At 45.3% G+C, this 13,890-nt stretch carries 5 protein-coding genes; all 5 read right to left on the bottom strand.

The window, feature by feature from the left end; all coding sequences use genetic code 11:
- Nucleotides 1–266: 266 nt before the first annotated feature.
- Nucleotides 267–1,034: a class B sortase gene (gene srtB, locus DW819_RS11955; protein WP_118733483.1), complete on the bottom strand. Its 768-nt coding sequence runs from the start codon at nucleotides 1,032–1,034 to the stop codon at nucleotides 267–269.
- Nucleotides 1,021–1,938 (bottom strand): LPXTG cell wall anchor domain-containing protein, encoded by a 918-nt coding sequence (locus DW819_RS11950; RefSeq protein ID WP_118733482.1) that lies wholly within the window; start codon nucleotides 1,936–1,938, stop codon nucleotides 1,021–1,023. The genes srtB and DW819_RS11950 overlap by 14 nt, the downstream gene beginning before the upstream one ends.
- A complete protein-coding gene (locus tag DW819_RS11945) occupies nucleotides 1,925–2,791 on the bottom strand; it encodes a class C sortase (RefSeq protein ID WP_118733481.1) in 867 nt (288 codons plus the stop codon). Before DW819_RS11945 ends, DW819_RS11950 begins: the two co-directional genes overlap by 14 nt.
- Nucleotides 2,792–2,889: 98 nt before the next feature.
- Nucleotides 2,890–4,530, bottom strand: coding sequence for a SpaH/EbpB family LPXTG-anchored major pilin (locus DW819_RS11940; protein ID WP_118733480.1), 1,641 nt, complete (start codon nucleotides 4,528–4,530; stop codon nucleotides 2,890–2,892).
- Nucleotides 4,531–4,644: 114 nt separating this feature from the next.
- The gene (locus DW819_RS11935; protein WP_243025828.1) at nucleotides 4,645–12,990 is read right to left on the bottom strand and encodes a Cna B-type domain-containing protein; all 8,346 of its coding nucleotides are present in this window, start codon (nucleotides 12,988–12,990) and stop codon (nucleotides 4,645–4,647) included.
- Nucleotides 12,991–13,890: the final 900 nt, after the last annotated feature.

Genomic DNA, 13,890 nt, shown 5'->3' with positions numbered 1-13,890 from the left:
GCCTACTATATGCAAGGAATATCTAATCATACTTATCAGGATCTGATTCAGGATCTATCATTCATCATCAGGGAAACCGAAGATAAGTGCAAATTTCACGTCATCAGAGTTGGAGCATCTACTATACAAAATACGAACCGTTAAGATAACAACCAAAATTATAATATATTTTTTATGGCTAATAATATTAGTATTGTAATCATTATCCACCCTGAAAATATCTGTCATTTTCCGGGAGATAGGGTTCCAAAACCTAAAACTATCTTTTAGTCCATTCTAATCAACTGCCCCTGCACAACAAACCTTGCATTTTTCGTTTCATAGGAACAGGTAGACAGCGTCATAAGCGGAGTATCATTCTTTTCCGAAAATACTGGTACAATCTTGCTCTTCCCGTCCCACCGTTTTACATACGCTTCCCGTTCCTCTTGTGATTCAAACGCCAGATGATAAAGCTCTGAATCCCCTGTTATAATGCCCGCACGCAGAATTTCCAAGCGGTAATTCCCTGTTTCCGTCAAATAATAGAAACAACTGTGTGCTTCATAATATTCCTGGCTTTTGTATTTCTGAAGTTCCGCAAACATGGAACCATTTTTCATATGATGTCCGTAAAGGATTTCATTGGAAAACTCCGACCGCTCCGTATTCCGGCAGTCCATGAAAATGGAACCGGAACTATTCTTTGACCGGTCTGCCATGTGGGTTAGATAAAAGGTATTGTCCTTTCCCTGCACAACCGGATAATTGATTTTTGTATCTTCTCCGTAGATCCATCCTACAATATCCGGATTCATTTCTTTCAGTTCTTTCCAATTTATCGCAATTGGGCAGATCTCCTGTGCCTGATTGCTCTCAGCTTCCTCATTTTGTTGTTTTTCTGGTACTTCCTGCACATAAAATTTTTCCAATTTCTTGTATTCTCTTCCAGCCTCCAAATACGGCAAGAGCGCCCTTACGGTCATCGCAAGAGCGCCTAAAAATATAATTATAAAAATGATTAAAAGTCCGATTAGTCCTCTATTTTTCCTCATGCTTCTCGTCCTTTTCCCGTTTTTTAATCAGGATAACCAAGCCGATGATGACAAGCAGGGATACCTCCATCACGACAACATAGACCCCGATAGGGGAATCATCTCCTGTTTTCGGTGTTTCCGTAGAAGGTTCTGAAGATTCCGTTGGAATATCTGGCAACGTTTCTTCCGGATCAGATGGGGCGCTTTCCGTACTTGATGTACTTTCCGTCGGAATGTCTGGTCTGGAACTCTCCGGTGTCGTGTGCGGTTTTGTGCTGCCATCAGAAGAATGATGTCCACTGGAAGGACGATCCGGTTTTGTCTCAGATGGATTCGTTTCTTCTGGAGCTGTCGGTTTATCACCGCGTGATTCACTGCTTCTGGTAAACTTCGGTTCCAGTTCCACGTTCATGTAGTCCTTATCGCCAATATGCGACGGAATTTTTATTACTGCAGGTGCGCTGCTATATGTATATCCTCCATACACAAAATCGGCTCTCTGAATCATTAGATATATACCCGGATCCAAACCGTCAAACACAATGACTCCATCGCAGTTGCTGCTTCCTTCCTTTTCCAGAAACTTCTTTTCCACAACATACTCATAAAGATCTTTTGCAGTTTTTTCCTGAGATTTTGCATCCGTGAAATCCAGCTTTCCCTTAAAATCTGCAAAATCCAGTGTCAGCATCCAGTCATTGTTTTCCCAAGCTGCCACATAATAGAGTAAAAAATCCACATCTTTAATCCCGACTTCATGTCCTTTATCATCATCAACGATGACATCGATCTGGATTTTGCCATGCTGATGAGCATCGTCTGCATAAACCGGAAATACCGCACCAAAACAGAGTTCTGCCAAAGCGAGAAGGAACATTCCACAAATCCATATTTTTTCTTTCCAGCTCTTACTCTTCATCATTCTCCTCCGATTTCTTCCGGCTGCGGAACCAACGAACAATTCGTATGATCGTCACAACTACCCAGATCAGGAATACGGCAGCCAGACCCATGATCAGCAGTTTCTGTGTCAAAGGCATCTGTGGCTTGATTTCCAGTTCTTCTGCAACTTCAACGGCTTCCTCATAAGGGATCCGTTCTCCGCGTACCAGCAGACGGTGTGTATTAATCATATATGGTGTACAGGTCACAAGCGTTACCTGGTCAGCTCCTTTTGTTACTGCAAGAGCTTCCGTTTCGCTTGGAAGTACCGTCAGGATCTGATCCACCTGATAAGCAAGCGTCTCATGCAGGACTTTAATGTAAAATACATCGCCCTCTTCCATCTGGTCCAGATCCGTAAACAGTCTTGCCGTCGTTAATCCCCTGTGTCCGGACAGCACCGCATGCGTACTTTCCCCGCCAACCGGAAGTGACGTGCTTTCCAGATGACCAACTCCGGACTGCAGAACCTCTTCCGTCGTACCATGATAAATTGGAAGCAGTGCTTTGATCTTCGGAATCTCAATGTATCCCATCATTCCGTCCCCTCTTGGGTTTAAGAGAGTTTCATATTCTTCATTTTCCTTTTTAATTCCACTCGCAAACGGATCATCTGCGGATGCACCGATCAGTCGTTTATTGTAGGCACGGGCATCCTCCAGCATCTGTTTTTCCATATCTTCCGTTGTATGTGAAACCTGTTGCTGGTAATCACTTACCACACTTGTTCCGTGCAGTGTATTGACATATTTGCTGACGGTCGGGTACAGCAATACAGAGAAGCCAATCAAATATCCGCATGTTCTGATTATTTTTCCAACCACTTTGTTCATTTCATTACCTTCTCTCTGTTGTCGTACTTATTTTGATATTCCAGGAGGGAACAAATCTCCCTCCCGGAATGAAAATCCATCATCAGCAGACGAACGGATTATTTTGCGTTTTTACGCTTTTTGCTTACAAGGCTGCTTACCATCATAACACCGATGATTGCAACGCCAACGATGGTAAATACGATACCGCCATTACCACCAGTGGACGGAAGCACGGTACCAGCATTGTTTCGTACCGGAATTTGTGCTTTGCCATCAGTAGTTACCGTAACGGTTGTGCTTGTTTCACCCGGCATTGTATAAACGACATCGAAACGTTCCAGTTTCGTTGCATCATCAGCGGCATATGTTAAGTTATTGATTTCTACTTTGATGTCGCCAACCAGCTTGTTAAATCCATCCGGAGCTTTTGTCTCGGTCAGATAGTAAGTGCCATCTTTTAAACCTTTTATAGTTACAATTCCAGTATCGCCTGTTGTAATATACTCAACTTTATCCTCTTTATCATCCTTTGCCTGACGGTAAACTCCCTTCGTTTCATCGACCAGACTGATTTCGTCGCCCTTTGCATCGCCATTTGCTGCATACAATTTGAACTGTGCGCCAGCTAATGCGGTTCTATTGCCTTCTGCATCCGCCTGCTGATCATTTGTTAATGTATATTTGTAAATATCAAATGCAAAGGTATAAACATCTGCATGTACTTCCTCAGAAGTACCGGTTCCATTCGTGCTCGGATCATTGCTGTATGTAACACTTGCCTTATTGGTATTTGGATTGATGCCAGTAACAGCCTTCTCATTTACAGTTGCAGTGTAGGTAACCGTAATGGTTGCACCAACCGGATAAACTTCAATATTCGGAGTCATGGAACCATCTGTTCCTGTTGCCATATTTTTTAATTCCAGGGTTAATTTCTGTGCATTCTCCTCAGCTGTCTTTGTTAATGTATAGTTTGTTTCACCCAGATCACTATCGTCGATCTTTACACTTGTCAGTTCCTTAAAGGTTAATCCTGCAGATAAAGTATCGTTAATCTTAAATACATAACCTTTGTTGTAACCGCTGACATCCGGTACCTTGGAAGTAATGGTATAGGTGATCGTATCGCCAGGTTTTACCGTTCCGGCAGCTCCGTCAGTACCATCTGCAGTTGTTTTTACTGTTTTCTTTACCGTCGGATATTCACTTTTTAAGTCGGCGTTTACAGTAGAAGTACCATCTACATCCAATAACATAGCTGGGGACTTTGCTGCATCTTTCAGCACGCTTGCACCTGCAGGGAATACCAGATAATAACCAGCATCCAGAGAAAGAGTGGTTGTACCTGCTGTTGCATCAACCGTTGCATCTGCTGTCATACCAGACTGACTTGCAAGCCATTTCCACATATCAGCAGCAAACTGTGATAAGTCTGTTGCTTTTTCAGCACTGCTTAATCCAGATACATATTCGTATGCTGCAGCTGATAAAGCGTCACCTGTTTTGCCGTCTCCGACTTTACCGGTCTGAGTAAAATATCCTGCATACCTATCATTTAAGGTATATGCGACTACTTTCTTTTCATTAACAGTTGATTCCGTTCTATTAAACAGCTTGAAGGCTTCTACCTTTCCGTTTGCCTTCGTTCCACTGATATTCAAGTTTGATGCTGCCAGTGCGCTCATGTTCATTCCCAATACCATCATCATGGCCAGCGCAAATGCCATAACTCTTGAGATCCACTTTTTCATTTTCATGTTGCGTCCTCTTTTCCGCTTTCGCTTTTCAATTATGATTTCTTTTTCATTCTGCACGCTTTTCTGTATCCGGTGGCCGTGCCTGCAGCCGGAAATACCCGTCCCCCTTTCTCATCATTCGCCATCCTCCTCCCGTTTCCTGCCGGATCTGCCTGTCCTGTGCACGATGACCAGGATTGCCATACCAAACATGAAATTTATATAAGGTCCGTATCCGCCTGTATCCGGCAGTACACGGAGATGACTGTTCGTGATCGTGACGGTAAATTCATCGCCGTCACCATATGCGATCTTTGTGAGGTAATCGGATATTTCTGCCTCTGTAATATAGTAAGTGTAGTAATAAGTGTTTGTCGTTTCTGTTCCATCTTCCGCCGTAATGGTTTCCGACTTATATGCTGGCAGGTCGTTCCACACCGTCTGCCAGGTGCTGTCTGAAGAATCATCCGGTGTCCAGACAAACGGATCGTATCCCTGTACGGCTTCCGTCTGTTCGACTCCATTTCCATCCGTCCACTTTCTCCAAAGTGTCAGGGTAATGGAATTCGGTCTCAGATGCTCGATATTATACAGATCCTGCCATACCTTATTGACTGTGATATGCAAAAACTCATCACACGGATCCTGCATCTGGGACGGAGGCGGAGTGATGCCGGCCGATGATGTTTCTGTCGGGACATCATCCATCAGCACCGCTTTTGCATTGGATACGTAGGCGTCCAGACTGCCACTTGCGGAATTACCCGCTTCTTTCAGACTTGCATTTTCCAGATCATCATACGCTTCCACCGTGTTCATATGTAGGATGGTATAGATGTTGTACTGGTCCCTGCCATTTGCCTTCTGGAATTCACCTGCCACATCCAGACGGCTTCCGTTTGTACCCTCAATCTCAGTCGATCCGTTTCCAAATGCATCCGACAGCTTCCGGTAAATCCGGTAACGGTTTGCATCTCCCTCGATGTTCTTCTTTGTATTGAATGCGTAAACACTGTTTAAATCACTGACTCCGGTAAACGGTCCCACTTTGTTTTCCGTACCGCGGATCGTATCACAGCGATACATATTGTTGCCTTTCAGCAGACCCTCATCATTGTATCCGATGAAACCGCCGCTGAGTCCGTCGTTTCCGGCACCATCTTCTGTATTTCCGGCACCGCCGCCGTACACGTCATATCCATCCCGGATCCCGTATACCGCACAGTCCTGGATCTTGGTCCGGTTTGCCTTGATCAGCGCAATGTTGATGTTCTGGGTACTGTCATCCCCACTGATTCCTTCATCCGTACATGGAAGTTCAATGGTGGAATCTCCGATCGTAATGATCGCCAGGTCTGTCTTCTGTTTATTTTCGTCTGTCTTTTTGGAAAGACCGACAGAAATATCGAGTCCCAAAAGATTGACATGAAGCAGATTTCCATCATACAGCGCCTGAACCGTAATGATTCCAAGATCGATATTGAGTAACTGCAGATCCTGAAGATTATCCAGATACAGTGCTTTGATCAGGGTATTCAATAGTTTCAGAACAACATTGAGCGCTGTGGAATCTAACTGAACGTCAGCCAGGTATTTAAAGCTTGTCCGGCCAGCAAATCCTCCGGCAATCTGTCCGCTTGCGACCTGTTTTAATCCATAGGATTCCGTATCCGGATCTCCAGCCGTACTGTCGATGACCTTCGCAAGGTTTGCATAGCCGATAAATCCTCCGGCGATTGGCTCCTCGCCGTTTCTGCTCAGTACCGTATAACCTTCCGGAATGCCTGTTACGCTGCTCTTTTCAATGTGGGAGCCAAACACATCCAGGACTCCTAAAGAACCGCCAAGAAGCTGCGTTACACTGCTTCCCAGTACATTAAATTTGTCAGCTCCAACAACACCGCTCTTTCCGCTGTATCCGACAAAGCCTCCGGCACTGTTCATGGCCGTGACACTTCTTAGTCCGGTAACACTGCTGTTTTTTACAGAGCCATTCATCAGGCTTCCGCCAAAACCTCCGGCATTTCCGCTATAAGTAACTTCATCGTTCTGTCCGGATTTCACCGCTGTATTTGCAGAAACCGTCAGACCTGCATCTTTGCTTCCACTGACAATTCCGTCATAAACGTAGGTCCGGAATGCGTCCAGAACATTGACACTTCCAATTTGAAGAACCTGTCCTAAAAGATCCGTTTCTCCGTTCTTTGAAATATCAGCAACCGCAGAGACATCGGCAATACCAAAGCATCCTCCGGCATATTCCCCGCCTGTTACGGTACGGATCCCTTCCGCATGGATTCCGGCTTCTTCCGTATTCTTTTCGCCAAGCACAGCTCCCGAGATACTTCCGGCAAATCCTCCGGCTGCTTTCGCATAAGAGGTGTTTGCTTTTGTCTGATCCAGATAGATACCGTTTACGATAATTCCCCAGTCATCCCAGGATTCCACATCCGCATAACGGATCGTCGATACTGTTGCGCTTAATACCTGTACCAGATTAGCCGGAGCATTTAAGAGATGCGGCTTATGAAGAATACCATTCAAAAGTCCCTGGCTGGTTGCCGTATCCAGTGCAACCGCACTTCCCGGATCTACCTTTCCGGCAAAGCCTCCAATGTAGGACGTTCCGTCCACTTCCCTCAGCTTGCTGATCCTGCAGGAAGTTTCCGCATCGCCCCAGATCTGACCGCCGATCATCCGTCCAACGTAGCCTCCGGCATAACCGGCCGGATTGTTTTCACTGACTCCGGTGGATTTTACAACAGCTCCGGACTGATATCCTGCCACATCAGACTGCTTGATGACCGGTACGAATGTCTGCAATGCTGACAGACTTTCCGTTCCGACCAGTTCAATCTTTCCAAGATCGATACCGCTTGTATTGGCTACGGATCCGGTGATCATCTCACCCGCAAAACCTCCGGCACTCCGGAAGGCTTCCGTATCCATAAGGTCCATCGCATGGGCACTTGTGATCGTGCCGCCTTCCATACGTCCTACATAACCTCCGGCAACTCCGCCTTCGTCCACTGCGGCAGACGCTTCGTTTCTTCCAGCTGTTACTGTATAACCATATGCGTATTTACGGATATATCCGTCTAATGTTTCCTGATCCTGCACCGGACCAAGTTCATGCATCTCATTTCCGTAGCTTCCGTAAGAACCAACATGAGTTACCCAGCTGTTCCAGGTATCCACATCGAGTCCACGAAGCGGTCCGTAAACGGCTGTATGTTCTTCTGTCGGATAAACCGCCTGAAGGACACTTAATGGATTGTTTAACTTGATGACTCCATATAGAACGCTTAAGCTTCCTGTATCTGCCACGTTCGCACACCGCATGAGTCCGGTATAACCGCCGCCGTATTCCGTACCGTAAACGGAACGGATCCGGACAGCAGCACAGTCTCTCTGGGTTCCGGTGTATTCTGTCCCTCGCCATTTTTTCCCGTTTTCTCCGGAAATCTGACCGCCGTAGTTGTATCCTGCATAGCCACCTGCAAGACCGCGAAGAATTCCATCGCTTCCTTTTGCATCTGCTCTTACAACACCGCCACATGGGATACAGGTCGTTTCGCTGTTGCGTACAGCCGGAACAAAGGACTGTAAAACGGTCAGTACATCACTGCTGACATTTACCAATCCTCCAAGAAGACTTGCTCCGCCAACCACGTTGGCTGCGCTTCCCGGTTCCATGGTTCCTGCATATCCTCCGGCGCTTTCCCGTCCGATGATGTGGTAGAAGTTGTACGAGTTGCTGTCCTGGATCTGTGTTCCAAGCAGATGTCCAGCATATCCTCCGGCTTTTCCGACAGTTCCCGTCTGGGTCCGGGTATCCGAAGCCAAAACATTAAAGCCTCCGGTTGCTCCGTATACATCCGAATGCTCAATGATCGATGTGATCACACTGAGCGCGGATGCAATGTTGGAAAGGTTCAACACTTTCTTTAATACATTGATACCGCCAACGGATGCCGTACTTCCCATATCCGCTTTTCCGATATATCCGCCCGCATTGCGATAACCATATACGGAATACACACTGGCTGCATCAAAATAGCCACTTCCGTCCGTTGTCTGAAGATCCTTCGGTTCGTAAACCCTTGTATTCTTCAGCTTATTGACATCCGATGAACGGATCTGTACGCCTTTGCCGCATCCGATAAATCCTCCGGAGCTTCCGGCATCAGTATCATTCGTATCATCGTTTTGCAAGGTTCCTGTCACCGTAACCGTGAATCCACTTGATCGAACACTTGCATGTTCGATCACTGGGACAAATGCATTTAAGAGTGTTAAAAGTCCTGTGATATCTGCCACTTTTCCAAGCAGGGAAGCGTTGTCTGCAACTTCCGCCACAGATCCGGCCTTTACCAGTCCGCCAAATCCTCCGGCATAGCGAAGACCGCTTACTTCTCTTAAGTTTTCTACCGCAGTTCCTTTTTCTCCATCAGCGGCATTCGCCTGATTATTGATATCACCGCTCTGCATCTCTCCGATGTAGCCGCCGGCATATCCTTCTGCGTCCGTTTCTGAATTTCCGGTTCTTACCGCCTGTTTGACAATCAGTCCATCTTCCGATCCGGAAACTTTGGAATTTAAGATTTTTCCGGAAGCCGCCTGCAGAACACCTGCAACGTCATTCAGATCGAGAATCTTACCAAGCACGCTGTTTAATAGTGCTCCGGTATCATCTCTCGCATCCACGGCACTTCCGGACCGCATCAAGCCGATGTAACCTCCGGCATGATACGCACCAGTTACTGCTGAGACGTTCGTTACATCGGAATTTTCGATCATGATCGCTTTTCCGTATCCGATATAGCCTCCGGCATCACCAACGGTTAAAATCCCGTCTTTTCCATCCGCCGTAACGGTCAGGTTATTTCCAACAAGCGAAGATTCTGAGATCCTCGGATATGCTACATCCATAACACTTAATAACTGTGAAATGTTCAGCAAACCAAGTAGCTTCACCGATCCCGTCTGTGCCACATCACCTGGAATCAGTCTTCCGGCAAATCCTCCGGCATAAGTAACTCCTTCCACGCTGGAAAGACCTGTAATGACAGTTGTGTTCTTTGTATCTGCCATATCGGCATCCAAAGCGCTGTCAGAACTGTTTTCATCAGACTCCGTCGTGTCAGAATTCTTTGAGGTTGACGGATGATTGCTTCCATAGTTAATATCAACAGCTTCTCCGTCACCAATGAATCCCCCAGCCATATCGGCCTGTACCTGTGTATTTTCGCTGCCATTCGCTACATAGATAAGTTTTGTCTGATTCAATTCCGGTCTTAACGCGCTGACAACACCAAGCAGGTTCGTAATCTCTACTGCGCTTAAAGCTTTTACCGAAGTACCTGCACTTGCCAATGCATCACCGGCTTTTGCATAACCGATAAATCCACCGGCTTTTCCTTCTTCCATGGAAGCTGTTACCGCTTTCAAGTTTGTCACTGAAGAGGTTCCGGTTCGTCCGCTGATGCACTCGCCAATAAATCCGCCGCTCATACCGTCTTTTGCTGTCGTGGAAACCGTAAATCCGGTATCCACACCTGCCACACTGCAGTTTCTGGTGAATGTCTCGATCATGGCTCCTACGGAAAGAAGTCCATCGATCTTTACCAGGTTGGCTCCAAGCAAGTTCACGCCTCCGATATCCGCAAGTTTTCCACTTCCGAAATATCCGGCAAATCCACCCGCAGCGCTTACCGCCCGGGAAGAAAGAAGATGCTCTACCGATACATTCCGGACTTCGCCCCCCATTCCATGTCCAATGGCTCCGCCTGCATAGCTTTCCGTTTCATTTTCTGCTTTTACCGTCAAACCATGGGTTCCGCCGTCCAGTGTGACATCCTTTAATTCAAACCGCATGTAATCGGCTGCTCCGACTGTGCCATTTAAAACAGCTGTCGCACTGGTCATTGTTGCTTTTCCAAGCAGCCCGCCAGCATTTATAGCGGCTGTTACCGTCATTTTAGAAGCAGCCGTAACGGTATTTTTATGATCGAACAGTTCATACTCCAGTCCGGTCTTCGTCAGCATACGACTTAGATTCTTGGAAGTTGCCTTACTGTCATCCGCAAGTTCTACGGTATCTGAAATCTGTACTGCACCGGCATATCCGACCAATCCGCCGGCATATGTTCCGGATGCCTTTACGTTGATGGAATCTCCGGATACTTCGCAGCCTGTAATTACGGACGGGCGTAAACCGACCAGACTTAGTAACTGAGCATCTGTTGATCCAGATAAAATCGCAGTTAATAGCTTCTTTACAACATCAAGAAGGTCTTGGTTTGCGTTAATATCTGCTACATCACCAAGATCTGCTTTTCCAGTAAATCCGCCGACATAGTCCTTGCCTTCCACGCTTCCAAGTCCGGATAGACTACAGTCAACCGCATAGCTGTTGCTCATGGCTCCGACAAAGCCGCCTGCATAGCCGCTTTCCGTACCTGTCGGTTCTGCTTTTACCTGGGTAATCCCGTCCACTTTGCAGTTCAGCAGGATTGTATTCACCGGGAAATTTCCCATCACGTCAATGCCGAGATTTTTCAACACTCCGGCAATCACTGCATTGGCGGATCGTCCAATAAATCCACCGGAATAATTCGTTCCAGATACAGTGTCTGCATCCGTTACCATACAGTTTTTGATAACGGTTCCGATTGTCTCACCGGCAAATCCGCCAGTGTATTGTTTACCTTCGACTGTTCCGTTACCGCTATAAGAAACACTGCAATTGGTAAAGACCGGATTGACATAGCCGATCGGAATCAAGCTGTCAATTTTTAAAAGGCCTCCATTTAAAAGAACCGTTAAAAGATCACCGAGTCCAAGAAACGGAAGTAAATTTAATATCTTCGCTAACGTATCAACCGACATACCTAAATAAGCAATAATTTTTTCATAACGCGTCATACCAGAAGCGTAACCGACAAATCCTCCAGTCCAGTCGTTTACATTAGAAATACCATCTAACTTCTCAATGTTGCAATCAGAAATCTGAACATTGCCTTCTATAGTGCCGGCAAACCCACCTGTTGTAAAAGATTTCGGATCTGTACTTAAGCCACTGTCTACCCGAAGTAATTTCAGAGCGACTGTCAATAAACTTCCAACCAACGAAAAATCTCGATGTACTTTCGTTGCCGTCGTAGTAACAGACATATTTGATAAAGTCAGATTTTTGACTGTGATCGGTGTTTCCGAAAATGTCAGATTAGCACTATACGGTGTACTGATACTTCGGAAAAATCCAATTCCGTACTCAGATTTTTTATCTGTCTGTTGTAAGTTTTCACTTTGTTTGATTGTGATATTGCTGATGGTAACGTTTTTGTCATCTTCCATTCCAAGACGGCCTTCCATGTTACCCTGGAAGTTTTCGATCGGTGTCCAGTTCTCACTGGAAAGATCAATATCCCGGAAAATGATGTAGTTGGCATCATCACTGTACTTATACTGGCTTACCGTTGTTGCGCCTGGAGAAGAAATATTGATATTCTTTGTTGCAGTCGTATCGTAAGTAAGTTTGTATTTTTTAATATCGTCCGGTGCTCCGCTTGCAACAATCGGTTCAGGTTCATTCTCACCACTATCCGTTTCGCCGTCTGAATCTGACCCATTGTCACTGGAATTATCATCTGTCGTATCCGTACTCAGGCTTTGCGTCTGTGTATCATCTGTTTCTGGCACTGCAGCTGTTTCTGTACCTTCCAGCTTGCTGCCGACATATAAATAGCATTTTTTTGCACCTGCAATGGTAAGGCCATCCAGATGCTGCCGATCACCAAGCTTATGCGTGCCTGGATCATCTGCATATAACTCCGTTTCTGACCAGTCCATGGAATCATTGAACTTAATCAGATCTGCATCACCCGGATAATACAAAGTTGCAGTAACCCCATTTTCATCCGCAGATGTTTCCCAGCTATGCAATCCATTTATTCTTGTCTGGTAAACCTGCCAGATCGGCTCCGTTACATTTTTATCCGTGCCAATCGCACGAAGCTGTTGTTCATTTCCGATCAGGATGTAATCTACGTCGTTGATTGTTTTTACGACCTGACCAAAATAGTTTCGTCCATCATACCAGTTATCATCCGGATAATACGCACTCATATCCGTGGATGCTGCCTGATAGTATGATACATCCTGTGTATCAACCCCAAAGGTTGATGCGATTACATAATTGTGTTCCTTTCCATAGGTTAAATGACTGCCATCTTCCAGTGTATATACCTGACCCATGCCAAAGGTATCCACCGAATAGTCTCCGGTCATAACCAATTCATTTTCACAATTTTCAGAATTTACAAGGTAAAGTTGATAGATATTATGAAGATAGATGGTATCGGTCTCTTCATCGTATACCCGCATATCTTCATCGTCATCAAGATATGGAATAATTGATCCAGAAAAGTCTTCCGGCACATTCCAGGTTTCTCCATCTGGAATGCTGATATCATTCATGATGTAATAATCTGCAAAAAGTGTATAGCCCAGATCATTCTTATCTGATCTGTTTGTGTTACGAGTTTCTAGCGAATCTTGTATGTCGTCCTCGTACGCGTCCTCATTGTCCTCATCAAAAGAGTCTTCATTTAAAATTTCTTCATCAATGATATCGTCCGTCGATATAGAATTCTCAGAATTTGTATATTGGATTTCGCTTCCTATCTTTGAAAGCTGTTCATAATTATAAATGCATATTCTACCGTCTATAGCATATGCTTCAAACGGCAGTGTAGCATTTGAGTCCGTTGCTTTTACTGCATCAGAAGCAGTTGCATTCGATGCTGTCGCATGTGATTTATGTGTGCTACCCCCCCCCAAATTGGAAGATGTGGCTTTCCACTCCTCATATGCACCAGTTAAAACAGAATCATCCAAGTTTGAATCTGTTGCTCGATGCGACCGCACTCCGTCGGACCACTCATTCATTTGCTTTCCTAAAAGCGATCCTACTTCTGCGCTTGCTTGTATGATATTTGTTTGTGTTCCCAAAATGGTACAGCATAACAGCCACGCAATATCTCTTCTGGCTTGCGAAAGACTGTGCCATTTCGGCAGTTTGAAATGCTTTCTCATATGTGTTTCCTACGATCCTGTCTGCATTTTTTGCACGCGTTATTATTTCTCACACAAGACTATACCTATGTAAAATTTTTGTCAATGATAATTCATCGGAATTTGTCGATAATTCGTCGGAATTTGTCGACATGTCCATCATTACTGGTTAAGTATCTCAATAACTATTCAATTGGTACTAGCTATTTCCTTTCATAGAAAATGCCCACATAAAAGCGGGCATGCTTCAGCTAAAGAAAACGCCGTAAGCGGTCTTTCCTATAAAAAAAGTGCAATCTTCAC

The organism is Clostridium sp. AM33-3 (genome assembly GCF_003480315.1).
Classification (GTDB): Bacteria; Bacillota; Clostridia; order Lachnospirales; family Lachnospiraceae; genus Brotaphodocola.
The sequence above is the reverse complement of the archived record's forward strand: the minus strand, read 5'-3'. Positions and strand labels throughout refer to the sequence as shown.